This is a genomic window from Leptolyngbya sp. AN02str (genome assembly GCF_050565595.1).
Taxonomy (GTDB): Bacteria; Cyanobacteriota; Cyanobacteriia; order Elainellales; family Elainellaceae; genus Kaiparowitsia.
Map to the genome: position 1 here is coordinate 98,834 of NZ_JBNXVR010000008.1, position 23,366 is coordinate 122,199.

Sequence of the window (23,366 nt, forward strand, 5' to 3'; positions counted from 1 at the left end):
GCACTTACGCACTTCATCCGAAAAACCAGGGGATTATTTGGAGGCACTAGGTGCCCCAAAAATCATTCAACTGCGTCAGTCCTGAGACCTTCTACACAAAAGTCTTTAAAGCAAGAATCGTCGCACAGCCCCGCCGCACGACGATTCCTGTAAGAGGTTTAATGACCGTTAGCTCAACGACTTCGACGCCAAACTTGCTGCGATCGGAGCCGTATTCACCGCTCCACCCGGCGCATACAGCTTCGTCACATAGTCCGAAATCATGCGATCGGTATTAAACAGTGGGCCATTCGTCCGCATCGACGCCTTCATCATCTCCACCCATCCGTGGGGAATACCCTGCTCATCCTGCGTGTAATAGAGCGGAATAATCTCTTCCTCCAGCAGTTTGTACAGCGACTCCGAATCAATGCGATCCTGCAACTCCTGATCACTGGTATTGGCATTTTCACCAATGGCCCAGCCATTCAATCCCTTGCCATGGGCATCGGCCTGATAGCCCTCGCACCACCAGCCATCCAGCACACTGCAATTGATGCCGCCGTTAAAGCACACCTTTTGCCCACTGGTGCCCGACGCCTCCAACGGACGACGCGGATTGTTTAGCCATACATCCACACCCTGCACCAACTTTTGGGCGGTAAAGATGTCGTAGTCTTCGATAAAGGCCACGCGATCGCGAATTGCCGGATCCTTACACCACTCCAGCACCCGCTGAATAATGCGCTTGCCTTCCTCATCCGCCGGGTGAGCCTTCCCCGAAAACAGAATTTGCAACGGACGGCTGCCATTGGTAATGATGCGGCTAATCCGCCCCAAATCCCGCAGCAGCAAATCGCCTCGCTTGTACGGGCTAAACCGCCGCGCAAAGCCAATCGTCAACGCATTGGGATCTAGTAGGCGATCGCACGCCTCAATCGTTTCCCAAGATTCGCCCCGGTTCTGGCACACCTGCCTCATGCGAGAGCGAGTATGGGCCACCAGCCGCTCCTTCAAAATTTGGTGCCGCTGCCACAACTCCTCATTGGGAATTGTCGTGACCTGCTGCCACATTTCCGGATCGGCCACCCGCGTTACCCAGTTCTGACCCAAATACTGCGTATAGAGATCGCCAATCAGCGGAGCCGTCCACGTGCGAGCATGAACACCATTGGTGATGTAACCAATCGGCACCTGATCCTCACTACGGTTGGGATGCAGAATTTGCCACATCTTGCGGGAAACCTGCCCATGCAGCTCACTTACGCCATTGGCAGCACGAGTCATGCGCAGTGCCAGCACCGTCATGCCAAACGGCTCGTAGGGATCGCCCAATCGCCGCGCACCCAGCGCCATAAACTGTTCTCGCGTGAGGCCCAGCGAACCCCAATAGTTGGCAAAGAACGAATCCATCAGGTCGCCGGAGAACACATCGTGCCCAGCGGGAACAGGTGTGTGGGTGGTGAATACGGCGCGATCGCGCACCCAGCCTTCCACATCGTAAAAAGATTGACCCGTTTCTCCAAGCCGCTGCCGTGCCACCTCCAGCAAGCAAAACGCCGCGTGGCCTTCGTTCAAGTGGTACACCGACGGCTGAATGCCCAACGCCTGTAGCGCCATCACCCCGCCGATCCCCAGCAAAATCTCCTGGGCAATGCGGGTTTCCTGGTTGCCGCCGTACAGGTGCCCCGTCAACCAGCGATCGATGGGATCATTATCATCGCGATCGCTATCCAGCAGATATAGCGGCACCCGACCCACCTGCACCCGCCACACCTGCGCCCGTACCTGGCGCTTGCGAATGTGCAGCTCAACCACCACCGGATTGCCATGGGCATCATGCATCAGCTCCATCGGCATCCGTTCAAAATCGTTGTCAACGTAGTAGTCTTCTTGCCAACCGCTGAGGTTGAGCCGCTGCCGAAAATAGCCCTGGCGGTACAGCAACCCCACCCCCACCAACGGCACACCCAGATCGGACGCCGACTTGAGATGATCGCCGGCCAAAATGCCCAAACCGCCCGAATAGATGGGCAATGATTCATGCAGCCCAAACTCAGCGCAAAAGTACGCAACCGGATTTTCCTGACTAATCTGTGGAGCGACCCGGCCTGCCCAGGTTTCGGCTCCAGCCATATAAGTGTCAAACTCTGCCGCTAACGCATTCACCCGACGAATGTAGTTCGGATCTTCGGACATTTGCGAGAGGCGATCGTAGGAAACAGTTTCCAGTAGGGCGACGGGGTTATGGCCGCAGCGCTGCCACTCATCCGGGCTGATGTTTTGAAATAGGGTGAGGCGATCGCTAGTCCAGCTCCACCAATAGTTGTAGGCCAAATCTGCCAACCGTTTGAGCGACAGCGGCAGACGAGCACGCAGCCTTTCGACTGGTGAAAACGACATCGTATTTTGCATGGTCATGAACGTTGTTGGATACCCTAATAACCCGAAGTTGGCATTGGCCAGTGGGATGGTGAATAGAACTAAACCCCGATTGCAGCACAGCTGTAGCGTCTTCTCACACCTCTGCGTCTTTGCCTGTTGCAATCGTGCAATTTACCGATAAAGCCAACTCGGTGTTTCATTTCTCAGGGTGCCAGGAATTGATACCTCAGGGGCGAGACTTAATACTCTTTCCGGTTTTGGCAGAGCAGTGGTGCCAGCTTGCCCAGGCCCATGGTGTAGTCATAAACGCGAGCTACTAAACACGAGTGGGCGATCGCGCCTGGGTGGGCTGCTCAAAGCCCGTTTGTATTGCCGCGCTCAACCTGGCAAACCGCAAATCGTTAGACACATCGCCATGCAAAGTTTGACGTTTTGTACCGGGACGGTGGCCCGCTCTTGATTTAGGATCAAATATCTCCACCCAATCACACTTCAACAATTGGCATCCGCTATGAACCCGGCTCTCACCCAATTTGGCGAACAGATGTCGCACCTGACAGGGGTTCGCGCCATCATGAAGGACATCATTGAAACCCTGCGCCTGTCTGGCGATCGCGACTTTATCAACCTGAGCGCAGGCAACCCGGTGATTTTGCCAGAAGTAGAGCAACTCTGGCGCGACTGCACCCAAGAACTGTTGGCCAGCTCGGAATATGGCGAAGTGGTGTGCCGTTATGGTTCCAGCACGGGCTATCAGCCTTTAATTGATGCTGTGGTGGATGACTACAACCAGCGCTACGGGTTAAATTTGAGCGATTGCAACATCCTCATTACCCCCGGCAGCCAAAGCCTCTACTTTTTGGCGGCCAATGCCCTTGCTGGATACACCACCAGCGGCCAGCTCAAGCGGATTGTGTTGCCCCTCAGCCCCGACTACACCGGCTACGGTGGCGTCACCCTCATTCCCGAATCGCTCAAAGCGTATCAGCCCAAGTTAGATATTGACGAAGCCGCCCATCGGTTCAAATATCGACCCGACTTTTCCCAACTCAACATCGACGACACTACTGGATTTGTGCTCTTCTCTCGTCCTTGTAACCCCACGGGCAACGTGCTCACCGATGATGAAGTGCGCAAAATTGCTGCCCTGGCTGACTCCCACGATGTGCCTGTGTTTGTGGACTCGGCCTACGCGCCACCGTTCCCCAGCCTCAACTTTACTGAAATGACGCCTATCTTTGGGCGCAATATCATCCACTGCACGAGCTTGTCTAAGGCAGGGTTACCCGGTGAGCGGTTGGGGATCACTCTGGGCGATGAGTGCGTGATTCGCACCCTAGAAGCCTTTCTCACCAATATGTGTCTACATTCCTCGCGCTATGGACAGGCGATCGCCGCACGGGCCATTCGCTCTGGCCGCTTAGCCACCCTGTCGGAAACGGTGATTCGCCCCTACTACCAGGCCAAGTTCAACATCCTGCAAACTGCGCTGGATGCTGCCATGCCCAAAACATTGCCCTGGTATTTGCACAATGGCGAGGGCGCGATCTTTGCATGGCTGTGGCTGAACGACCTGCCCATGACCGACTGGGAGTTTTATCAGGAACTCAAGCAAACAGGGGTCATTGTCGTTCCGGGTGAACCCTTCTTTCCCGGCTTGCAAGAAGAGTGGAGCCATAAGCACCAGTGCTTCCGCATTAGCCTGACGGCCAGCGATGCCGAATTGGAAACCGCAATGCAGCGTTTGGCTGGGGTTGCCGAAAAAGTCTACGCAAGAGGGTAAAGTGCTGTAGGTTGGGCTCGTTGGGTTTGACCAAATGTTCTGTGTAGCTGTGTAGACCAAAGGCTTGAGTTCTAACATATGGCTGAGTGGATTCCGATTGGCAAGATTGTGGGCGCACAAGGGCTGAAAGGCGAAGTGCGTGTGTATCCCGATACCGACTTTCCAGAGCGATTTGAGGATCCGGGACAGCGTTGGCTGTTGCAACCGGGCGCAACCGAACCTCAGCCCATTGAGCTAAAGTCGGGGCGATTGTTGCCCGGAAAAGGGCTCTATGTGCTGAAACTGGGTGGCATTACCGATCGCACTCAGGCTGAGGCTTTGCGCGATTGTCTGCTGGTGGTGGATGAGCGCGATCGCCCCCAACTGGACGACGATGAATATCACGTACGCGATTTGTTGGGCTTATCTGTGGTTGATCAGGTGAGTCAGGTGCTCATTGGCACGGTTACGGATGTGATCCCTGCTGGAAATGATTTGCTACAAGTTGAGCTGGCCAACCCTCAAACCAAGGCAAAAACAGTTCTAATTCCATTTGTAAAAGCGATCGTTCCTATTGTTGATTTGACTCAGCAGCGCATTGAGATTACCCCACCCGCCGGATTGATTGAAGGCTCTGTTCAGCCCTCGTTGGATGAGTCAATATCGACATTACCCAACGAAGAACCCATGTAAAATCACCGCCTATGTGAATGCATTTGAGTATGAAATGACATTCGGTGCGATCGCGTTTTAGAACACAAGGGCGATCGCAGAGATCGACGACTGATTAACCCAAGAGACACGATTTTTGCGCTCTTGCAATCATGACGGAACTCACTCTGCGGGTACACGCGCATGAACGCTCCAAGAATTATCATTGGCGTGATGGGTACTGGTGAAGATGCAAGCATTGAAGAGTGCAATGACGCGTATGCATTAGGCCAATTGATTGCGCAACATGGTTGGGTGTTGCTCACTGGTGTGGAGTAATGCAAGCTGCAAATCACGGTGCGAAAGTAGCAGGTGGATTAACGGTCGGTATTTTACCCTCGGCGTATCTTGTTGGACTATCCGAATATGTTGATATTCCGATTGTGACAGGCTTGGGAAATGCGCGGAACAACGTGAACGTTCTATCGAGCCGAGTTGTAATTGCTTGCGGTATGGGTGCGGGTACGGCCTCCGAGGTTGCGCTGGCAATAAAGAGCAACATTCCGGTTGTTTTGCTGCGCTGTAGCCAAGTTGGGCAAGCATTTTTTCAATCACTCAGGGGCGATCGCATCTTGATTGCAGAAAGCCCAACTCATGCAATTCAACTTGTCATCCAACAGTTAGACAACAGTTAAAAACTTAGAGATTTAAGCACTCGTTTTCATCAAAATTTAGATACATCAACTCAATTAAAGATGGGATTACAAAACGAAATTTACGAAACGAAATATAGATTGCGTTTAGTCAATCTTTAATGTTTGCGAACATTGAATCGTCAGCCGTTGCAAGCTTTGTATAATTTCACCAACGGACAGGTTGGTAGGATTCAAAATTCGGAAAAACCAAGCAAAAGAAAATCGTATTGTTCAACAGGGGTGGAGGAATAGAAGTGAATACAATGAATACAATGTTAAGAACGTTCAGCATGTTTGAAGCGGTTTTTGGAAAAGGTAATTCCTGTGAACGATTGCGTTCAGGTCTATCGGGTTTTCCGGGTCGCGTGGTTAAGTTGGCGAGCGTTGCAATGGGTTCAGCGGTGATGCTGGCTGGTTTGTCTGCCGAGGCGATCGCCACTCCCCAGCCTGACGCACCTCAAGTTGTCGCCCAATCTGCACCATCGCCCACCTCTCAAGAATCAATTCAAGAAATTGACTCGTCGGTGACTCGGCAGTATCGTCCCGCCGTGATTTACATTCCCGATCCCAATACGCAAGAGTTGGTGCCCCAATCCATGCTGGTGGGTGCTGATGAACCCGCTGAGATTGCAGTTGACCAAATTCTTCAGTCTTACGAAGGGCAAGACGTAGGTATTCAAAGCTATGAAGTCAGCGTTGACAGTCGCACTCGCGAAGCTGAAATTAACTTTGAGGTGAACAATCCTCGGGGTGGACGCGCATTTCAAAGCTTGAGCAGCGCCAATCAGTACAGCCTGTTCGAGGCAATCCGCGAAACCTTGCTGACTGAGCCTGTATACAACGTGGAAGAGGTCATCTTTATGGCCAACGATATTTCATTTGATATTTGATGGCTAGCGGCCGGATACTGACTTTGAATCTGGGAAGCCGTTGCTAACTGGATGGGTTTATGTCTGCGGAAGGGAGCGATCGCAGCGGATTGTCGTTACACTTGATTAAGATTGGCAATTGTTTGAAGGTTCCCTTAGAGCAACCTATAGAGAAACCAATTGCCAGCCCTAAGAGTGACATTGGTTAGTGTTTCCCGCTTTGCTCTCCGCTTGCCGCATTTGGACATAAACCTTTGAGTAACCAGCCCCCCAGCGACAAAGATCGGTTCATTTACCCCAAAGCCAAATACCAGGGCGACTTCACCCCCGAAAAATTAGCCTTTGATGCAAATTTGCAGGAGTTTGCTCAGCGGGTGGCGATGCTGTGCAGCCTAGAAACAGGTGGCAAACTTGAGCCAGAGGCCGCCTACCGCGAAATTAAGGAAATGTGGCGCAAGCTCAAAAAGTCTAAAGCGCAATTATTGGATACGGAACGACCCAATCCTCCTGATCTGCCAGCTGAGTAGCCTTTTGGTTAAGTCGTCTTCTGGCTGATTCGGGTTCTAGTTAGTTAACTTTTGGGTCAGATCGTCTTTGGAGTTGAAGGGCGAGCTGGTGGTGTTGGGTTGCAATGATGTCCCAATATGGCTTGCACTTTGAGACCTTGTCGAGATGCGATCGCCCTTCAGGTCTGTCAAGCCAGTACAGGTTTTGCGATAGGTTCCTTCAGGAAGTTTCATCCCTGAGGGCCTGAATTGTGGACAGGGAAGCGATAGAATTTTGAGTGATGTTGAACATTGCATCGGTTTGTATTTGCAGTTTGTACTGGCAATCCAAAATTCTATGACTCTTCCGTTTCCGTTGCTAACTTTGGCGATCTATGTCGTGTTGGCGGGTGCCTATTTGGTGGTAGTTCCCGCTGCAATCTTGGTGTATATGCAAAAGCGGTTTTATACATCGGGTTCTGTTGAGCGACTTTTGATGTACTTCACCGTGTTTTTGTTTTTTCCTGGGTTGCTGATTTTGGGCTTGCTGACGAATGCTCGGCCTAAAAAGCGAGAACTAGAAGCCTAGCATCGAGAGTTGATATGCGCCGCATTGATGTAATTTGGGTTGGTTTAGCTGTTGCTGGGGGAGGCTTAGTCATTTACTTAGCCTTTACGGTGCTGGGGCTAGACAGTGTTGATGCTGGGATTTGGGCGCAGTTGGTATTGGTGTTGGGTTTGCTGGGTTGGACGGCAACCTATCTATTTCGGGTTGTTACCAAAAACATGACCTATCACCAGCAGTTGCAAGACTACGAAGATGCGGTGTTGCAAAAGCGGCTCGATGAAATGACACCAGAAGAGTTGGAAAAATTGCAGGCGGAAATTGAACAAGAAGCGCTTGCAGCAAAGCAGAAGGACGAAGGTTAGAGCATGGTTTCGGTTTCTGAACGGATGGAGTCGCTGCGCGATCGCGGCCAATGTGCGCTGATTCCTTTTATTACCGCGGGTGATCCGGATTTGGAAACCACCGCAAAGGCATTGGAAGTGTTGGATCGCAGCGGGGCGGATCTGATTGAGTTGGGGGTTCCTTATTCGGACCCATTGGCCGATGGCCCGGTGATTCAGGCGGCGGCAACTCGGGCGCTGGCGAATGGCACCAATTTGGATGCAGTGCTGGAAATGCTGAAGGCGGTGAGTCCGAAGCTGAAAGCGCCGATCATCCTATTTACCTATTACAATCCCATTCTTAATCGCGGTATCGAAACCTTTTTGAAGGATATTGTGGATGCGGGGGCTAGCGGTTTGGTGGTGCCCGATATGCCGCTGGAAGAAATGGATGTGTTGCTGGAGCCTGCGAAGGCGATTGGGGTGGATGTCACGTTGCTGGTGGCACCAACGACGCCGAAGGAACGGTTTGAGGCAATCGCCCAAAAGTGCCAGGGGTTCATCTATCTAGTCAGTGTGACGGGGGTGACGGGCATTCGCACGAAGGTGGAAAACCGGGTGCAGGATTTGCTGATGGAATTGCAAAGTGTGACAGATAAGCCGATTGGGGTGGGCTTTGGCATTTCGGAACCGGGTCAGGCGCGTCAAATGATGGAGTGGGGCGCGGATGCGGTGATTGTGGGAAGTGCGTTTGTGAAGCGGTTGGCGGAAGGTGAGCCGCATCAAGGACTGGAGGCAATTGAGACATTTTGCCGCAGTTTGAAAGGGGCGATCGCTGAGTAGCGTTACAGCTCGGCTGCAGTTTGGAGGTTTTGCCTTCTCTAACGAAACCCTGCTCAGGGGACTTCCCCTCGATCCCCCGCCTTCTGAGGGCCTAACTCCCCCAGCCTCCCCGCATGGGTTAATGGCTCAATGCCAATCCGCGCTCCGGATTAACGTGAGTTATGGATAAGCTGAAGTGCCCTTAACCGAAACTGACGTGGATTAGGGTGTGATCTGAGTAGCAAAAGGTGGCGGATTGGGGTTTATGCATGAAGGGATATCCATCTCGTCGCAAATGGATATCCCTTCGTTTTTGGGAGATAGGGCTCTTTAAACGAACGACAGCCGGGGCACTGTGGCAACTCCGGCTGGGATGGAACGGTTGACGGCGGTGGCGATCGCCTTTAAACTGCGCACGAGTTCGACCATGTCATCGAGGGATAGGGCTTGGCGAGCGTCGGATACAGATTTTTCGGGGATGGGGTGACATTCCATGATGAGGCCGTCGGCTCCAGCGGCGATCGCAGCTTTGGCGAGGCTGGGTACGAGTTCGCGCTTTCCGGCGGCGTGGCTGGGATCAACAATGACGGGTAGGTGGGTGATTTGCTTGAGGGCAACAACGGCACCCAGATCCAGCACGTTGCGGGTATAGGTGTCGAAGCTGCGGATGCCGCGTTCGCACAGTATAACGTTGGGGTTGCCGTGGGCCATGATGTACTCTGCGGCCATAACGAATTCTTCGATGGTGGCAGCAAGTCCGCGCTTTAGCAAGATGGGTTTAGTGGTTTCGCCCAAGGCTTTCAACAGGTCGAAGTTTTGCATGTTGCGACTGCCGACTTGCAAGACATCGGCTTTGGCGGCGATCGCCTCAATTTGCGAAATGGCCATGACTTCGGTGACGACGGGCAATCCATAGCGATCGCGCACATCTGCCAAAATCTCCAATCCTTCTTGCCCCATGCCCTGGAAGTCGTAGGGAGAGGTGCGTGGCTTATACACGCCACCGCGAATGCCCTGTACGGGGGCGATCGCTAGGCGATTGGCAACGGTTTCCATTTGTTCGCGGCTTTCTACGGCGCAGGGGCCGCCGACGATCCACAGGTCTTGCCCACCCACGGTAATGAAATCTGAAATCTGAATAGCGGTGGTGTGATTCGTTTCGGTTTTGAGGGTGAGCTTAGCTTTCTGCATGGGAGTCTCCAAAGTGTTGAAGGTTGGAATGAGCGAGGGAAGTCCAAAAAAAGAGCCCGGGCCTAGTGAGGTCCCGGGCTAGAGTAAATGCGCATGACCACTTTACCCGGGAGCTAGCCTGGTCCAGAAAAAGTAAAAGTAGTTGGGGTGGGTCAACATGGCTGTAGATGAGGTGTTGTTGAAATGAATTGAGCGGGCGGAGTGTGCTAGTTAGTGGTCGGCCAATTGAGCGAAAATTACGCCTAGAAAAACAAAAACCGCAGGAACGAGTCTCTGCGGTTCACCTGGGATTCCATCACAAAATGGACTCACTCCCGGTGAACCTTGCTAAACCAATAAAAGTAAAAGCTTTGGTGAGACATGCGTTGTTGCGATTTGCTCATGCGAGCGGAATGTTTAATCTGTTTCAAACGGTAACAGAGGTTTCGAAAGTCCGTCAACCCCTCTAGCGGGTGAGTAGGGAATTAGGGAGTGGGGAAGGGGCTCGGGGGAAAGACGCAGGGGTGAGTAGGGACTCGGGAGTAGGGGAGGAGTTTGGACTCGATACAGGGTGGTGTTTGCTGTGTGAATTAGGTGAGGAGCGATCGCCCGCTTTGCTGTGATACGTTGGGACTGCCGATTTGGGGATCAGGTGTTGGCGAACAGATTGAACAGGCGGTTTGACCAGTGGAAACGGGTGTTGCTTGTTGGCTCGGTGGGCTTGTTTGGGGCTTATCTATCTGTTTGCCTGGTGTTGCTTTGGGGGCAGCGGCAATTCATTTACCGCCCTGCGTTTGAGCGATCGCTGCGACCAGATGCTTCAGATTTCAACCTGAGCTATGAGGATGTGTGGATTGCGATCGCGGGCTCGCAAGAGCGGCTGCATGGCTGGTGGCTTCCTGCTCAGGCAGAACCGTTTGTGCTGCTGCCGGATGAGCCTGCGAATGTTTTGCGGTCTCCCAAGGTGATGCTGTATCTCTGTGGGGTTGGGCGGAATATGGGAGATTACAACTACCTGGCGCGGGTGTCGGCGTTTCGGCAGTTGGGTTTTTCGGTGCTGGTGTTTGACTATCGGGGATATGGCTTGAGTACAGGAGCGTTTCCCAGTGAGTCGCAGGTGTATGAGGATAGTCAGGCTGCTTGGAATTACCTGCGGAATGTGCGCCAGATTCCCCCAGAGCAAATCGTAATTTATGGCGAATCGTTGGGAGGGGCGATCGCCCTGGAACTGGCGACCTACCATCCCGAAGCAGGTGGATTGATCATCCAAAGCTCGTTTACATCAATGCGCGAGGCAATTCAGCACAGATGGTTTTTGCAACTGTTTCCGATTTCGCTGCTGTTGCAAGAACGATTTGATTCCCTTGCCAAGGTGCGATCGCTTCAGGTTCCGGTACTATTTCTGCATGGCAGTGCAGATTCGGTGGTGCCAGCGCATATGAGCCAGCAACTCTACGAAGCGGCCCCCGATCCGAAGCAGCTGTTTCTAATTCCCGGTGCGGATCATGTGAGGATTTACCAACCAGGAGAGCAGTCCTACCTCAAGGCGATTCAGAGGTTTGTTGAGTGGATCGAGTGATGTATCGGTTTGCCTGGTTTGCTGCGATCGCGGGAAACCCATCCCCAGGAGCTTCATATTTCTACATAATTGAAATGTAGTTCAAGGGATTGCACCGTCTATGGCTGATATGACCGACCGCAAAAAGCAAATTATGGAGCACATCGCCCGCAGTAAGGGCGAGTTTTCTAAATCGGCTTCGGCGGGTTCGCCCGATCGCAAAGCTCGCATTCTGGATCATGTGAAGCGGACTCAGGGTTAATAAGGAGAAGGCGATCGCTTCTATGGATTGAGTTTAGGGGCGATCGCATCTTCGGCAGATATTGGGTGGGTAGGGCGATCGCGCCCTGCCACTTCAAACGATTCCAAATCTCGTAAGTGCAGATTGAGCGCTCGGGTCGAGATTTGAATTTCTCGAAAGGACAAGGCTAGCGATACGAGCATGAGCACCAGACTAATGGTGAACACCACTTTGCCAAGCTGAATCCATCCCACAAATAGCACCAGCATACATAGCACGCACAGCAGCAAACTCAGGGCACCCAGCGCTTGCATATCGCGAATGAGCCGAACGCGATGGCGCAGATTGGCAATTTCCTTCAGCAGGATGGGGCTTGGGTGGGTTTTGTGGGTAGCGTGCAGGTTGCGAATGACGGCCGCTAATGCCAGAAAACGGTTGGTATAGGCCAACAGCAGCAGCGAAATCGTGGGAAACAAAATGGCCGGAGTGCTGATATCAATATCCATAACCCAAAAAGGTGGGAGGACAGAGGCCGTGAGAATCTGATGGCGATCGCCATGCTCAGATGCTCGCAGCCGTTTACTTGGTAATGAGCATGAATCCCTGAGAGGCTCCCAAAATTTTGGGTTTTGGCAACTGGAGTTGGGCCATGACCTCTTGCTGGATCAGGAGATAAGGAGTGGGCTCGTTGAGAAAATGAGCTTGCAAGCTGGCGAGGTCGGCTGGATGCACAAAGCGATCGCTGTAAAAATTTAGCGATGGGCGGTGGTAGGGAAATGACGTATAGACGGGGCGCTCGCGCGGCACCGATGCCTGCACAATCGCCGCGACGGGCTTGACGGGGTACGCCTCGGCCAATTCCCATACCCAATGATCCGACACCATCAGCACCATCAGCACTACATAGGTGCCCCAGCCAAGGACGGGCAAAAACTGGGGATTTTGGCGGGCAATGAGGATAGCCGTTGTGGCAAACGTGGCCATAAGGGCGATCGCCAATGCCACCAAATCCCACTCGGCGGGCTCATTCCACCAGGCAAAGTACAGTGCGCCCACACCGCCGACCGCCGCCAACAGCAGCAGCACAAACACCCAACCCCGGCTATACCGAGCTGTGCTTTTTTGCAAAAAGCTAGAGGGCTGTCCTTGTTCCCACCAGTGGGCCAATTGCGCCCCCACCATCAGCGCTAGCGCCGGATACAGCGGCAGTACATACCAGGGCAACTTGGTGGCCATCAGCGAAATAGCCAGAAGATACAGACCACCCCACACAATCGCCAGTTTGGCCCAGCTCATTTCCCGATTTTGCCAGGCGCGTTGCAGAGCCAGGGGCAAAAACAGCAGCCAGGGGGCGGTGTATTTCACAATTTCCAGCAAGTAATACCAGGGTGGGCCGCCGTTATTTTCAACCGATGTCCAAATGCGGCTAAAGGATTGATTCACCAAGTTGCCGCCTAAAAAGGGAGACCCATAGCGCCACCATTGCGTGCCATACCATCCCAGCACGGGCACACTGCCGATCGCCAACCCCATCCATAGGTAGGGGTGAGCCAGCAACCGTGGCGTATCCCATAGCAAAAACAGCAGCGCGATCGCCCCCAGCAGCAGACCTAGCATCACCCCTTTGGTGAGGCAAATTAGCCCAAACCCAATGCCAATGCCCAGGGCAAAGCGGACATCCCGGCGCGATCGCAGCACGCACCACATCATGACCAAAGCAAAGCACAGCACGGCTCCATCTAGCATGGCCAACCGCCCCAGCCGCGCCACAGGCAGCAGCGTCAAGTACACCATGGCTGCAAACAAAGCGGGAATTCGTTTGGCAAACACCTCGCGGCCCACCGCATAGAGTAAGGGCACCGAGATGGCTGTGAGCAAGGCTCCCGGTAGCCGTGCCGTCCATTCGTGGATGCCGCCTATATGAAATGCGATCGCCATCAGGTTATGCATCAGCGGTGGTTTGTTGACATAGGGCTGGCCATTCAGGGTGGGAAATAGCCACACCAGCGCCGAAAAAGGAGCTTGTGAAATTTCCTTGGCCACTTGAGCAACGGTTCCCTCATCCCAATCACGCAGGGCCAAACTGCCTAACCGCAGGGTAAACATGACCACCGAGGCCATGCCTAATCCTGCAATCCAGAACCAGTCATCCAGCGTATATTGCCGCCATTTTCCTCGCTCAAATATCAACCAGTCTTGACTCATGAGTCTGTTTCACGCGATATGCGCAGCTGAATGTACACCAACACGAGAGCGATCGCCAACAGCAGCGTGGCCGCCGCAGCCGCATAGCCAAAGTCAAACTGGGCAAATGCCTCCTGATAAACGTAGAACACTAGCAGATTTGTGGTGTTCAATGGGCCGCCACCCGTCATAACGTAGGGTTGCTCGAAGCTGCGCAGGGTGAAAATGGCGGTTGTCACGGCGGCAAACACTAACGTAGGACGCAGCCCCGGTAACGTAATATGCCAAAACTGCTGCCATCCATTCGCCCCATCTAGCTCAGCGGCCTCGTAGCGATTTTGCGGAATCGTTTGCAGCCCTGCTAAAAACACCACCAAGTTAAAGCCAAGCTGCTTCCAAATGCTGAGCAAAATCAGCACTGGCATGGCCCATGTCGTATTTCCCAACCATGCGATTGGCTCAAGTCCCACGGCACTAAGCAGCCCATTCACAGGCCCCTCGTTTTGAAAAAGCCAGCGAAACCCCAGCCCTACGGCCACCAACGAAGTTACCGATGGAATAAAGTAGGCGGTGCGCAGCAGGTCTCGTAGAGCTACGGTGCGGTTCAGCAGAACGGCCAACCCCAACGGCAGCACAATACTGGGAATTACGGTGGCTAGAGTAAAGTAAGCCGTGTTGCCCAACACTTGGCGAAAGTCAGGATTCAGCAGCAGTCGATAATAATTTCGCAGCCCCACCCAATAAGTGCCGCCCCGGGTGAAGCTGCCTTGCGTAAAGCTAAGGTAGAACAAATATCCGATGGGATACAGCACAAAAATGCCTAACAGCACGAGGGCAGGAGCCAAAAACAGCCACGCTGCAAGGGCATCGCGATTTGCTGAGGAGACTGAGTTGGGTGCGTTCATGGCAAAGGTCGCTGCGATCGCAATTGATTCGGTAATATCCAGATACCGTCTAAAGTCTACAGCTTAAATGGCGATCGCACGTTTGCCCAATTCAGCAGGGACGAAAACCATGTCAGATACCGAAACGTTTGAACGCAGCGCGCCCAGTGAGGCTTGGTACATTGTGAAACAGTCAACGGGTGTTTGTGACATTGTGGATGCGAGTGACCTTGCGGCCAATTCTGAAAACACTAATTCCGAAAACCCAGATGCAGAGCAATGGGGGCCATTTCCCTCACAAGGAGAGGCGATCGCCCGTCGGGTTGGCCTAATTCGTGCGGGCAAGTGTAAACCTGTTTAAATTAGCGCAGACCATAAACCCAGCACCACAATCCAACAGCCTCATAATCCCCTGTCAATAACCAAAAGCCAGGACCTCATGATCCTGGCTTTCAAGATTTAATCTGCCTCAGCAGGGATGCATACGGCAACCCGTGCAAGCACCCTAGGGAGACGCATTTGCTCGAGGCGCTTGCTCTTGACGGGCGATCGTTTGGGTTAGCACGTCTAGCGCCCGGGCATATTGCGGGTCTTGAGGCGTACCAATGCGATCCTGATTTTGGCTTAGCTCTTCACGCTGCTCATCCGTCAGCTCCAACACAATATCGGGCTCAATTCCCGACGTGTTGATATCACGTCCACTCGGAGTCAGATATTTCGCGACAGTAATGGCAATTCCCGATCCATCACCCAAGCCACGCACTGACTGTACAAGTCCCTTCCCAAAAGTTTTGCTACCCACCAGCGTGGCTCGCTCATTGTCTTGCAGCGCCCCCGACAAAATTTCGCTGGCACTGGCCGATCCACCATCCACCAAAATCACCAACGGCTTATCGGTTAAGGCAGTGCGGTTGGCGCGCTGTTGTTCGGCAATGCCCTGACGGTCAACGGTCGAGACAATCACGCCTTCATTCATCCACATCCGGGCGATCGTGATGCTGGCATCTAGCAAACCACCTGGATTAGAGCGCAAATCTAAGATGTAACCCGCAACATTTTGGCTTTCCAATTCTTGGATGGCCTCTTCCATTTCTTCGCTTGCGTTGGCACTGAACTGGTTGAGGCGAATGTAGCCGACCTGCCCAGTTGGGGAATTTTGTATAGAGAAGCGAACCGGATGGATCTCAATCCGAGCCCGCTGTAGATTGAACACAAGCTCTTGCTCGCCTCGTTGGATGGTCAGCGTCACGTTCGAGCCAACAGGCCCTCGAATCAAAGAAACTGCGGCATTGGTATCCATGCCTTCCGTGGGCTGGTCATCAATTTTAATGATGACATCCTGGGCCAAAATGCCAGCCTCTGCCGCTGGAGTGCCCTCAATCGGCGAAACAACCACCAAATTTTTGGTTTCTTCGTCTTGCGTTAACTGAATCCCAACCCCAGTCAGCTCACCAGAAGTATCGATTTGCATGTCCCGAAACTCGGTCGGATCCATAAAGCGAGTGTAGGGATCATTGAGCTGCTCCAACATTTCGCGAATGGCTGTGTAGGCCTGCTCGCGGTCGGTATAGTCGCGGCTCAGGTAGTCTCGGCGCACGTTTTGCCAATCGACCTGGTTAAAGGTGGCATCCACGTAGGTGCGGTCAATGAGCTGCCAAACTTCATCGATCAGCTCCTTCGGACTTTCTTGGAAAAAGGCTTGCCCCTGCGAAAGGTGCAAGCCAGCCCCTGTCACAGTTACAGCAGTAACCGCAACGGCTGTTGTTCCCAGGACAAATCCTCGCTTTGTGATTGCCATAACCTTGTGTCGATAAATAGGTGTGAGCGGTACGCCCAATCTAGCACAGACGGGCTGAGGGAGTGTGATAAAGCTTGGTTGCAATATACAGACGCGAGGTGCAAGGTTTTTGTTTGTGAAACAGAACTCTATTTGTCCTGTCCTGCCCTGTCAACGTGAGCTGTAATGTTGACAGGATTAGAACTTATGCACATCATTCAACTGCGTCAGTCCTGAAAAGGAAAGAGCTCAAGTTGGATCGAGCTGCTCCCTTGCAAATGCTGCCGTGGACTGGCAAAAAAGCTGTAGCGCACTGCTGTATAGGCATATAGACAGATTGGAGAAGAAAGACGGAATGAATTCCAATTTAAGGATCAATCCAACGGCCATCAGCCTTGATCAGGTTAATTAGTTCTTCTACACCCTGATCTTCGGGAACCCGCTTAATTTCATCTCGGCCTCGATAGAGAGCAATAACCCCAGCTTGCTTACCGACATAGCCGTAGTCGGCGTCAGCCATTTCGCCGGGGCCGTTGACGATGCAGCCCATGACCGCAATGTTGAGGCCGGTGAGGTGGTTGGTGGCTTCGCGCACTTTGTGCAGAACTTCTTCTAGGTTGAATAGGGTGCGGCCACAGGAAGGACAGGCGACGTATTCCACCATGGTGCGCCGTAGTCCCAGCGCTTGCAGAATGCTATAGCAAACGGGAATTTCTTTTTCGGGGGCTTCGGTGAGTGACACGCGGATGGTGTCTCCAATGCCTTCGGCAAGGAGGGTTCCGATTCCGGCGGTGGATTTGATGCGCCCATATTCGCCATCTCCAGCTTCGGTAACGCCTAGATGCAGGGGATACTCCATACCCAGTTCATCCATGCGCCTGACCATGAGGCGGTTGGCGGCGATCATGACGGGCACACGCGAAGCTTTGAGGGAAATTTCGAGATTGTAGAAGTCGAGCGATTCGCATAGACGAATGAATTCGAGCGCAGACTCGACCATGCCTTCGGGGGTGTCGCCGTAGGTAAATAGCATCCGCTCGGCGAGAGAACCATGGTTCACGCCAATACGCATTGATTTGTCTTGCTCTTTGAGCTTGAGGACCAACGGTTTGAGCGTTTCGCGAATTTTTTCGCCAATTTCGTCGAACTCGGCCTGAGAGTATTCGGTGCGATCGCTCTTGGGTTTTTCAAAGACGTAGAGACCAGGGTTGATGCGCACGTTATCGACATAGTTGGCGACTTCGAGAGCAATCTTTAGGCCATTGTGATGTACATCCGCCACCAACGGTACAGGCTGGTAACTTTTGTAAAGGCGATCGCGAATTTCTTCCATAGCCTTGGCGTGGGCCATGCTGGGAACCGTGACGCGCACAATTTCACAACCAATTTCATGCAACCGCTGAATGGCTGCAACCGAGCCTTCAATATCCAGCGTGTCTTCATTAATCATGGACTGCACAGCGACCGGGTAGCCACCGCCGATGGTAATGGAGCCCACCGGAACCGGGCGAGTTTTGCGGCGAACGATGCCCGTATCGGACGGGGCAGATTGGGCGCTAGCAGAGGAGAGGGGATTGGGAAGAGTTTGCATACCCGACGTGTGTTGCGTTTTCTGTGTTGCGTTTATGAATGAAGACCCATACAAAACCCCACTACACCAGGGTTTCTATAGTCCAGAGTGCCACAGAATGGCATCGATTGGGCGGAATGTGCTGTAGAAGACGATGGTTTGATTTGGCCAATCCTCAGCCAAACGCTGAAGGGTTGGGCCACGTTGTAGCCAACAGCCCTCCTACACGAATGGCTGTTTGAAGCATGAATCGTTGCGCGGCCCCGCCGCGCAACGATTCATGCAGGAGGTCTATTGATGGAATTGCTTGCCATTGCAACTCAACACTAATTTGAGCGCAAAACCTTGAGTGCAAAGTGTAACTACTCAATATTGATGGAGGTTGGGCCGCCTCCACTAGAAGCAGGGCTGGTTGTGCCAGCTTTGCGGAAATTCATGTAGAGGCGATCGCGCCAGTCAAAAAACGGCTCAAACGCACCCACATCCGCAATTCCTGGGACTCCCTTCCCCTTCAAAGCTTCGGGAACATCCAGATAGGAGCCCTCTGGAAACTTGAGATACATCGACAAGCCAGCCACAGCAAAATCGGCCAGCGTTGGCGTGTCGGTTACCAAATAGGGCTGCTCCATCAACATAAAGCAGAGCGAGGTCAAATCTCGCTTGGCGGCATCTGTGGCAGTTTTCACCGCGTCGGGAGTGAGCCCTACCCCCAGTTCCAGCGCACCAAATAGCTCTGAGGGAACTGATCCCAACAGATCTTTGAGAAAGTCGGGAGTAGTGCTGGGCAAAAATGCTCTGCGAAAGGCTGGATCTTTGCCCAATCCATCGACCATGCACTTGCGACCGTTGATCGCCAATGATTCGTCGGCCCATTGCTCAATCAGCAGGGTGAGGCCACGCAGCTTAGGCGATTCGGGAATGATAGGACGCTCAGGATATTTCTTTTCGAGATAATCGGCGATCGCTGTTGAGTCGGCAATTACTTCATTGCCATCCTTCAAGATAGGAACCTGCCGTTGTCCCGATAGGCGGTAAACATCCAATTGCCCCAGGCCAGGAGTTACCTCAATTTTGCGATAGGGCAACCCTTTGTAATCCAAAATTAAGCGAATTTTTTCACAAAAATGCGAAAGCTCAAATTGGTATAGCTCCAACATAAATTCCTCTTGAGTGCTGTATTGAATGCCTAATTCTGCTTGCCATGGATTTTGGGCAGGCAATGTTGAGGATCTCAATCGCATTCTGCCATGGGCTGATCATGAATGCTGGAATGCGATCGCCTCAATCGTCTCCATCTATGTCTTACCAAATGCCAGCCGTTTGTCGAGTTAAATCTATTGGATCATTCCTTTTAACGTTAGCGCCGACGTTGGGAATACTGGCGGATTGAAGACCGAATTCTGAGCTTGAGCAATTGCCTATTCAGCCCGGTCTCCTTTGATGACTTGTTCAAGTAAGTCGAATGTTTAGATGTAGAAAAATGTTGATTCCGTAAATTTACTTAGCATCTAAAACACAGAAAATTCTACAAATTTTACGCAAAAAACCAAGATCAGACTAAAGGAGTAGACAGGGTTTAAGTCCCTGCTCCAAAAGGGTTTTGGAATTTATTCGAGCGGTAAAACAGCGCAATTCTTTTCTGGGAATCTGACTTTTCGAAATGATCGTGCAATCATAAATCTTCGTGCATCTTCATAAATCCTTTACACAAGGCACAAAGGAGAAAAAACATGAAATCTGCTGTCAATTCCAAGCTCGTGAAAAAGGTTGCAGGTTTTGCCGCTCTGGCCTCCCTAGGCTTTGCAGTTGCACTACCCGCCATTGCAGACACCCACGGCGTAGACTCGACTTCGGAAATGGAAGCCGTGGAATCCGTGCCTGCGGCTGAGCTGGAAGCCGTACCAGCACCTGAAGATGGAATGACCACTCCTGGCTCGGTTGAAGTGCCCACAGCGCCTGGTGCTGCTGAGGTACCCACAGCCCCCGATATGGCTCCTACTGCCATGGAAGGAACCGTTGTTGATGTTGCCGAAATGAGTGGCTCCTTCAATACCTTGTTGGCTGCCCTGACTGAAGCTGGTCTCGCTGAAACACTCCGTAGTGAAGGGCCGTTTACGGTGTTTGCTCCCACCGATGAAGCCTTTGCTGCTTTGCCCGAGGGTGTTGTAGACCAGTTGCTACTGCCCGAAAATCGTGACCTGTTGGTGCAAGTGTTGTCTTACCATGTGGTGCCCGGCACCATTACCTCGGATGAGCTGACCTCGGGTGAGGTTGCCACTGTAGAGGGTAGCTCGGTAACGGTTGCTGTTGGCGAAGGCACGGTAGAGGTCAATGATGCCAATGTGACTCAGGCCGATATTGCTGCTAGCAATGGTGTGATTCATGCGATCGATCGTGTGATTCTACCCCCTGGCCTTCAGTAAGTTGAGTGAACACTCTTGTTTTGGTTCGAGAATTTAATGCTGTTTGAGGGTTCAATCGACTGAATGAAACTCATTTAAATTGAACCCGTTGCTTTGGAATCGACTGCTGGCATTTCACACCGTAGGGTATCGCTAATCGGCGATCGCTCCTACGGTTTTTTTGTGTTCTGTTAGGTACCTCGGCCCCATTAAAAACCAGACTCCAAAACTCTTAGGACTTACGCACTTCATCCGAAAAACCAGGGGATTGAATGCTTTTTGGGGCGCTAAGCGCCCCAAAAAGCATTCACCTGCGTAAGTCCTGGCTCTGTGCCGCCCGCAGTGGGCGGCACAGAGTCTTGAGGTTTTATGTTGGATGATGGCTGCCTGCTGACCCATGTGGATGGCGTTGAGGAAAAGATTTGAAAGATCTTCTCCTCAACACCCAAATTTATGGGAAACACCATCTGTGAAACACAATCGGTTGTTGTGTGTGGTGTTGAGCGCTGCCAGCGAGGTTGAGGAAAACAAAAGTTCCCTATTGCCAACGCTAGGTAGGACGAAGGGCCAACTTGCCCAACGTGCAGGCCAAATTCCCGACTAAGATGGAGACTGGGCTTTGGGTAAGTTGTCATGTCTTCTGGGTTTCCTTCTCCATCTACGGTGGGTGCTGCGCTGTCGGTTACCGAACAGGCCGTTACAGAACGGTCGGTTGAGAATTCGCCATTATTGGGATTGTCGCTGCCTGATCTGAACCAGTGGGTGCAGGCCCATGGCCAACCAGCGTACCGGGGCAAGCAGCTACACCAATGGATTTATCAGCAAGGGGCGCGATCGCTCACGGATATCACTGTATTTCCCAAAGCGTGGCGGGCCGACTTGGCAGACTATCCCCTAGGGCGATCGCACATTCACTATCGCTCACAAGCCTCCGATGGTACGGTCAAGTTTTTGCTGCGCATGGCCGATGGGCAAATTATCGAAGCCGTTGGCATTCCTAAATATAAGGATGGTTACTGGGCTCCCTATCCCTCGGCTGACGGCTCCAAGACAGAGCACCCGCCGCTGCAACGATTGACGGTGTGTGTGTCTTCTCAAGTGGGATGCCCCATGGCCTGCGACTTTTGCGCAACGGGCAAAGGTGGCTTTATCCGCAATTTGGAAACCCACGAAATTGTGGATCAAGTGCTAACAGTGCAAGAGGACTTTGGCCAACGGGTGAGCAACATTGTGTTTATGGGCATGGGTGAGCCGTTGCTGAATACCGATAACGTGCTGAAAGCAGTGCGATCGCTCAATGAAGATGTGGGGATTGGCCAGCGCAACATTACCATCTCCACAGTGGGCATTCCGGGTCACATTCGGCGACTGGCCGAGCATCACCTCCAGGCTACGCTAGCCGTGAGTTTGCACGCCTCAAATCAACCATTGCGGGAGCAACTCATTCCGACGGCTCGAAAGTATCCGCTTGATGTGCTGCTGGATGAGTGCCGCGAGTATGTGCGCATCACGGGCCGTCGGGTCACGTTTGAGTACATTTTGCTGGCCGAGCTGAACGATTGTCCCCAGCATGCCGAAGAATTGGCCAATTACCTGCGCGGCTTTCAAAGCCATGTCAACCTCATTCCCTACAATCCCATTAACGAGGTGGACTACCAGCGGCCCGATGATCGACGAATTCAGGCGTTTACTCAGGTCTTGCGCGATCGCAACATTGCCGTCAGCGTGCGGTACTCACGCGGCCTTGAGGCGGATGCGGCCTGTGGTCAGCTCCGAGCTTCTAAAAGCTAGAAAAGCTTAGTTTTCGCCAGGTTTGATTGGGGCCAGCTTGACCGCTTTTTTCGACACCGAAGGGGAATTTTGCAGATACCAACGCCAGGGCAGATCAACCCCTTGGGTAATGCCAATACGAGTGGTTTGTACCACCGGAACTTGGTGCCAACTGTTTTGCAGCGATCGCGAACGGTGCTCTAGCCACAAAGCATTGCCTGGGGCGAGTTGAGTGCCGTTCAAGCTCAGGTCTACCTGCATGAGCCGACACAGCTTGCCGGGGCCAGCGGCAACGCGATGAGGTTTGTCTCGGCCCACATCTAGCCAATCGGGAATGTCGTCAATTTGCAAGGCGCGAATCAGGACTGCGCTGGGCACCTCATCCGCATCGGTAACCACGTTGATGCAGTGGTACATGCCATAAATTAGGTACACGTAGGCGTGACCCGCTGGCCCAAACATGACTCCGTTGCGATCGCTGCGGCGACGATAGGCATGGCAGGCGGGGTCGTTGGGAGTGTAGGCTTCGGTTTCCACAATTTGCCCTCGCAAGATGCGGCCATCGGCAAACTGGCGAACAAGGGTGCAACCCAAAAGGGCAGGCGCAATGTGCGTTGCACAATGGGCGAGCCAGTCTGCACAAATAAACCCTGGTGTGGCTGCTTGGGTTTCCAAATCGGTTTGCATTTCACAGCCATGGGCATGGTTCTGATTGGCTGTAGAGCGGGTTGTGACGTGCCGGGGAGAGGCTGTATTGCTCTCGCCGACAGGTTCAGGTTTTTGAATGTTTGGCATGAAGGTTCAGGTTGGCTTGAGGGGTGAGCTGGCTTTGTAAGCTATTTACCGCTATCTACCGCATGGTGCAGCGATTGCACAAAGTTGTGTGGAGTCTGTTTCGCGATTTTTAGAGGCTGCTTGTATAGTAGTGAGCAGGCTGGGCATTTTGGAATGCTCAACCTATTCAATCGATCCTTTCGATAGACCGATTCGGTAGGATAAAAGAGCGATCGCCTCGCTGGCCAACGTCATCAATAAATTCGTTTAATATTCAAGGTTGCTCATCATGGATGTGAAATTGATTCTTTTAGCCATTACCCCCATCTTTATTGTGGCCTGTTTGTTCTTTGGCACACGCAACGGGTTCTACGATACCGACAACTATCACGGAAATGGCTCGGCGCACTAGCCTGAGATCCTTGCTTTTGCTGGGTTGCTACAGTTAGTTTTGCACTGCATAGCGCCCATTTGTTTTGACAAACCCCCTCGATACCTAT

Annotated in this window: 25 protein-coding genes; 15 read left to right on the plus strand and 10 right to left on the minus strand. The window is 52.6% G+C overall.

Translation table 11 applies throughout. The features are described from left to right. Positions 1–168 precede the first annotated feature (168 nt). Positions 169–2,382, minus strand: coding sequence for an alpha-glucan family phosphorylase (gene glgP / locus ACQ4M4_RS08365; RefSeq protein ID WP_430684028.1), 2,214 nt, complete (start codon positions 2,380–2,382; stop codon positions 169–171). Positions 2,383–2,875: 493 nt separating this feature from the next. On the opposite strand from glgP, the gene ACQ4M4_RS08370 reads away from it, so the two are divergent. The 6 genes from ACQ4M4_RS08370 (at position 2,876) to ACQ4M4_RS08395 (ending at position 6,868) form a co-directional block, all read left to right on the plus strand. Beyond that, a complete protein-coding gene (locus tag ACQ4M4_RS08370; protein ID WP_430684029.1) occupies positions 2,876–4,147 on the plus strand; it encodes a valine--pyruvate transaminase in 1,272 nt (423 codons plus the stop codon). 78 nt (positions 4,148–4,225) lie between these two features. Next, on the plus strand, positions 4,226–4,819 hold the full coding sequence (gene rimM, locus ACQ4M4_RS08375) for a ribosome maturation factor RimM (protein WP_430684030.1): 594 nt from the start codon (positions 4,226–4,228) through the stop codon (positions 4,817–4,819). A 192-nt stretch (positions 4,820–5,011) separates the two neighbouring features. Beyond that, positions 5,012–5,116, plus strand: coding sequence for a hypothetical protein (locus ACQ4M4_RS08380; protein WP_430684124.1), 105 nt, complete (start codon positions 5,012–5,014; stop codon positions 5,114–5,116). Then, on the plus strand, positions 5,116–5,472 hold the full coding sequence (locus ACQ4M4_RS08385; RefSeq protein WP_430684031.1) for a cytochrome: 357 nt from the start codon (positions 5,116–5,118) through the stop codon (positions 5,470–5,472). The genes ACQ4M4_RS08380 and ACQ4M4_RS08385 overlap by 1 nt, the downstream gene beginning before the upstream one ends. A gap of 389 nt (positions 5,473–5,861) precedes the next feature. Continuing rightward, positions 5,862–6,362, plus strand: coding sequence for a hypothetical protein (locus ACQ4M4_RS08390; RefSeq protein ID WP_430684032.1), 501 nt, complete (start codon positions 5,862–5,864; stop codon positions 6,360–6,362). 233 nt (positions 6,363–6,595) lie between these two features. Further along, positions 6,596–6,868 carry a DUF7219 family protein gene (locus ACQ4M4_RS08395; protein ID WP_430684033.1) on the plus strand — a complete coding sequence of 91 codons (273 nt, stop codon included), beginning with the start codon at positions 6,596–6,598 and terminating at the stop codon, positions 6,866–6,868. 36 nt (positions 6,869–6,904) lie between these two features. Here ACQ4M4_RS08395 and ACQ4M4_RS08400 read toward each other — a convergent pair whose 3' ends face one another. Beyond that, on the minus strand, positions 6,905–7,081 hold the full coding sequence (locus tag ACQ4M4_RS08400) for a hypothetical protein (RefSeq protein ID WP_430684034.1): 177 nt from the start codon (positions 7,079–7,081) through the stop codon (positions 6,905–6,907). Between the two features lie 103 nt (positions 7,082–7,184). Between ACQ4M4_RS08400 and ndhL the strand changes: the two genes are divergently transcribed. From ndhL to trpA, 3 genes are read left to right on the plus strand one after another with little or no spacing between them, the layout of a single operon-like run. Beyond that, a complete protein-coding gene (ndhL, locus tag ACQ4M4_RS08405) occupies positions 7,185–7,415 on the plus strand; it encodes an NAD(P)H-quinone oxidoreductase subunit L (protein WP_430684035.1) in 231 nt (76 codons plus the stop codon). 14 nt (positions 7,416–7,429) lie between these two features. Then, complete coding sequence (locus tag ACQ4M4_RS08410) at positions 7,430–7,756, plus strand: DUF3007 family protein (RefSeq protein WP_430684036.1); 327 nt, start codon at positions 7,430–7,432, stop codon at positions 7,754–7,756. Positions 7,757–7,759: 3 nt separating this feature from the next. After that, complete coding sequence (gene trpA, locus ACQ4M4_RS08415; RefSeq protein WP_430684037.1) at positions 7,760–8,557, plus strand: tryptophan synthase subunit alpha; 798 nt, start codon at positions 7,760–7,762, stop codon at positions 8,555–8,557. A 309-nt stretch (positions 8,558–8,866) separates the two neighbouring features. Here the strand turns inward: trpA and aroF are convergent, their stop codons facing one another. Further along, a complete protein-coding gene (gene aroF, locus ACQ4M4_RS08420; RefSeq protein ID WP_430684038.1) occupies positions 8,867–9,727 on the minus strand; it encodes a 3-deoxy-7-phosphoheptulonate synthase in 861 nt (286 codons plus the stop codon). A 646-nt stretch (positions 9,728–10,373) separates the two neighbouring features. Here aroF and ACQ4M4_RS08425 point away from each other — a divergent pair. Continuing rightward, on the plus strand, positions 10,374–11,285 hold the full coding sequence (locus tag ACQ4M4_RS08425) for an alpha/beta hydrolase (protein WP_430684039.1): 912 nt from the start codon (positions 10,374–10,376) through the stop codon (positions 11,283–11,285). A 100-nt stretch (positions 11,286–11,385) separates the two neighbouring features. Then, complete coding sequence (locus tag ACQ4M4_RS08430; protein ID WP_430684040.1) at positions 11,386–11,526, plus strand: hypothetical protein; 141 nt, start codon at positions 11,386–11,388, stop codon at positions 11,524–11,526. Between the two features lie 20 nt (positions 11,527–11,546). Here ACQ4M4_RS08430 and ACQ4M4_RS08435 read toward each other — a convergent pair whose 3' ends face one another. From ACQ4M4_RS08435 to ACQ4M4_RS08445, 3 genes are all read right to left on the minus strand, one after another. Continuing rightward, positions 11,547–12,011: a DUF2721 domain-containing protein gene (locus ACQ4M4_RS08435; protein ID WP_430684041.1), complete on the minus strand. Its 465-nt coding sequence runs from the start codon at positions 12,009–12,011 to the stop codon at positions 11,547–11,549. Positions 12,012–12,084: 73 nt separating this feature from the next. After that, the gene (locus tag ACQ4M4_RS08440; RefSeq protein WP_430684042.1) at positions 12,085–13,710 is read right to left on the minus strand and encodes an ArnT family glycosyltransferase; all 1,626 of its coding nucleotides are present in this window, start codon (positions 13,708–13,710) and stop codon (positions 12,085–12,087) included. Further along, on the minus strand, positions 13,707–14,594 hold the full coding sequence (locus ACQ4M4_RS08445) for a carbohydrate ABC transporter permease (protein WP_430684043.1): 888 nt from the start codon (positions 14,592–14,594) through the stop codon (positions 13,707–13,709). The genes ACQ4M4_RS08440 and ACQ4M4_RS08445 overlap by 4 nt, the downstream gene beginning before the upstream one ends. Before the next feature lie 109 nt (positions 14,595–14,703). Between ACQ4M4_RS08445 and ACQ4M4_RS08450 the strand changes: the two genes are divergently transcribed. Then, a complete protein-coding gene (locus tag ACQ4M4_RS08450) occupies positions 14,704–14,934 on the plus strand; it encodes a hypothetical protein (RefSeq protein ID WP_430684044.1) in 231 nt (76 codons plus the stop codon). A gap of 144 nt (positions 14,935–15,078) precedes the next feature. On the opposite strand, the gene ctpC is transcribed toward ACQ4M4_RS08450, so the two are convergent. The 3 genes from ctpC to ACQ4M4_RS08465 all read right to left on the minus strand — a co-directional run bounded on the left by ctpC (position 15,079) and on the right by ACQ4M4_RS08465 (position 19,155). Continuing rightward, positions 15,079–16,371 carry a carboxyl-terminal processing protease CtpC gene (gene ctpC, locus ACQ4M4_RS08455; RefSeq protein WP_430684045.1) on the minus strand — a complete coding sequence of 431 codons (1,293 nt, stop codon included), beginning with the start codon at positions 16,369–16,371 and terminating at the stop codon, positions 15,079–15,081. A gap of 346 nt (positions 16,372–16,717) precedes the next feature. Continuing rightward, the gene (gene ispG / locus ACQ4M4_RS08460; protein ID WP_430684046.1) at positions 16,718–17,941 is read right to left on the minus strand and encodes a (E)-4-hydroxy-3-methylbut-2-enyl-diphosphate synthase; all 1,224 of its coding nucleotides are present in this window, start codon (positions 17,939–17,941) and stop codon (positions 16,718–16,720) included. Between the two features lie 341 nt (positions 17,942–18,282). Next, positions 18,283–19,155, minus strand: a complete 873-nt coding sequence (locus tag ACQ4M4_RS08465; RefSeq protein WP_430684047.1) for a glutathione S-transferase family protein — start codon at positions 19,153–19,155, stop codon at positions 18,283–18,285. A 495-nt stretch (positions 19,156–19,650) separates the two neighbouring features. On the opposite strand from ACQ4M4_RS08465, the gene ACQ4M4_RS08470 reads away from it, so the two are divergent. Together ACQ4M4_RS08470 and rlmN are read left to right on the plus strand one after the other, a co-directional pair. After that, positions 19,651–20,343, plus strand: coding sequence for a fasciclin domain-containing protein (locus tag ACQ4M4_RS08470; protein ID WP_430684048.1), 693 nt, complete (start codon positions 19,651–19,653; stop codon positions 20,341–20,343). Positions 20,344–20,955: 612 nt separating this feature from the next. Then, entirely contained in the window at positions 20,956–22,113 is a 1,158-nt protein-coding gene (gene rlmN / locus ACQ4M4_RS08475; RefSeq protein ID WP_430684049.1) for a 23S rRNA (adenine(2503)-C(2))-methyltransferase RlmN, read from the plus strand. Between the two features lie 6 nt (positions 22,114–22,119). On the opposite strand, the gene ACQ4M4_RS08480 is transcribed toward rlmN, so the two are convergent. Then, a complete protein-coding gene (locus ACQ4M4_RS08480) occupies positions 22,120–22,887 on the minus strand; it encodes a DNA-3-methyladenine glycosylase (RefSeq protein WP_430684050.1) in 768 nt (255 codons plus the stop codon). Positions 22,888–23,155: 268 nt separating this feature from the next. On the opposite strand from ACQ4M4_RS08480, the gene ACQ4M4_RS08485 reads away from it, so the two are divergent. Beyond that, positions 23,156–23,278 (plus strand): hypothetical protein, encoded by a 123-nt coding sequence (locus tag ACQ4M4_RS08485; protein ID WP_430684051.1) that lies wholly within the window; start codon positions 23,156–23,158, stop codon positions 23,276–23,278. Positions 23,279–23,366: the final 88 nt, after the last annotated feature.

Bases quoted from the DNA above. Each gene is read 5' to 3' on its own strand.
- ctpC (WP_430684045.1), bottom strand. From the start codon at position 16,371: ATGGCAATCACAAAGCGAGGATTTGTCCTGGGAACAACAGCCGTTGCG.
- ndhL (WP_430684035.1), top strand. From the start codon at position 7,185: ATGACTCTTCCGTTTCCGTTGCTAACTTTGGCGATCTATGTCGTGTTG.
- glgP (WP_430684028.1), bottom strand. From the start codon at position 2,382: ATGTCGTTTTCACCAGTCGAAAGGCTGCGTGCTCGTCTGCCGCTGTCG.
- ACQ4M4_RS08430 (WP_430684040.1), top strand. From the start codon at position 11,386: ATGGCTGATATGACCGACCGCAAAAAGCAAATTATGGAGCACATCGCC.
- ACQ4M4_RS08390 (WP_430684032.1), top strand. From the start codon at position 5,862: ATGGGTTCAGCGGTGATGCTGGCTGGTTTGTCTGCCGAGGCGATCGCC.
- ACQ4M4_RS08445 (WP_430684043.1), bottom strand. From the start codon at position 14,594: ATGAACGCACCCAACTCAGTCTCCTCAGCAAATCGCGATGCCCTTGCA.
- ispG (WP_430684046.1), bottom strand. From the start codon at position 17,941: ATGCAAACTCTTCCCAATCCCCTCTCCTCTGCTAGCGCCCAATCTGCC.
- ACQ4M4_RS08400 (WP_430684034.1), bottom strand. From the start codon at position 7,081: ATGAAACTTCCTGAAGGAACCTATCGCAAAACCTGTACTGGCTTGACA.
- ACQ4M4_RS08480 (WP_430684050.1), bottom strand. From the start codon at position 22,887: ATGCCAAACATTCAAAAACCTGAACCTGTCGGCGAGAGCAATACAGCC.
- ACQ4M4_RS08450 (WP_430684044.1), top strand. From the start codon at position 14,704: ATGTCAGATACCGAAACGTTTGAACGCAGCGCGCCCAGTGAGGCTTGG.
- aroF (WP_430684038.1), bottom strand. From the start codon at position 9,727: ATGCAGAAAGCTAAGCTCACCCTCAAAACCGAAACGAATCACACCACC.
- ACQ4M4_RS08435 (WP_430684041.1), bottom strand. From the start codon at position 12,011: ATGGATATTGATATCAGCACTCCGGCCATTTTGTTTCCCACGATTTCG.
- ACQ4M4_RS08380 (WP_430684124.1), top strand. From the start codon at position 5,012: ATGGGTACTGGTGAAGATGCAAGCATTGAAGAGTGCAATGACGCGTAT.
- trpA (WP_430684037.1), top strand. From the start codon at position 7,760: ATGGTTTCGGTTTCTGAACGGATGGAGTCGCTGCGCGATCGCGGCCAA.
- ACQ4M4_RS08485 (WP_430684051.1), top strand. From the start codon at position 23,156: ATGGATGTGAAATTGATTCTTTTAGCCATTACCCCCATCTTTATTGTG.
- ACQ4M4_RS08440 (WP_430684042.1), bottom strand. From the start codon at position 13,710: ATGAGTCAAGACTGGTTGATATTTGAGCGAGGAAAATGGCGGCAATAT.
- ACQ4M4_RS08385 (WP_430684031.1), top strand. From the start codon at position 5,116: ATGCAAGCTGCAAATCACGGTGCGAAAGTAGCAGGTGGATTAACGGTC.
- ACQ4M4_RS08470 (WP_430684048.1), top strand. From the start codon at position 19,651: ATGAAATCTGCTGTCAATTCCAAGCTCGTGAAAAAGGTTGCAGGTTTT.
- rimM (WP_430684030.1), top strand. From the start codon at position 4,226: ATGGCTGAGTGGATTCCGATTGGCAAGATTGTGGGCGCACAAGGGCTG.
- rlmN (WP_430684049.1), top strand. From the start codon at position 20,956: ATGTCTTCTGGGTTTCCTTCTCCATCTACGGTGGGTGCTGCGCTGTCG.
- ACQ4M4_RS08410 (WP_430684036.1), top strand. From the start codon at position 7,430: ATGCGCCGCATTGATGTAATTTGGGTTGGTTTAGCTGTTGCTGGGGGA.
- ACQ4M4_RS08370 (WP_430684029.1), top strand. From the start codon at position 2,876: ATGAACCCGGCTCTCACCCAATTTGGCGAACAGATGTCGCACCTGACA.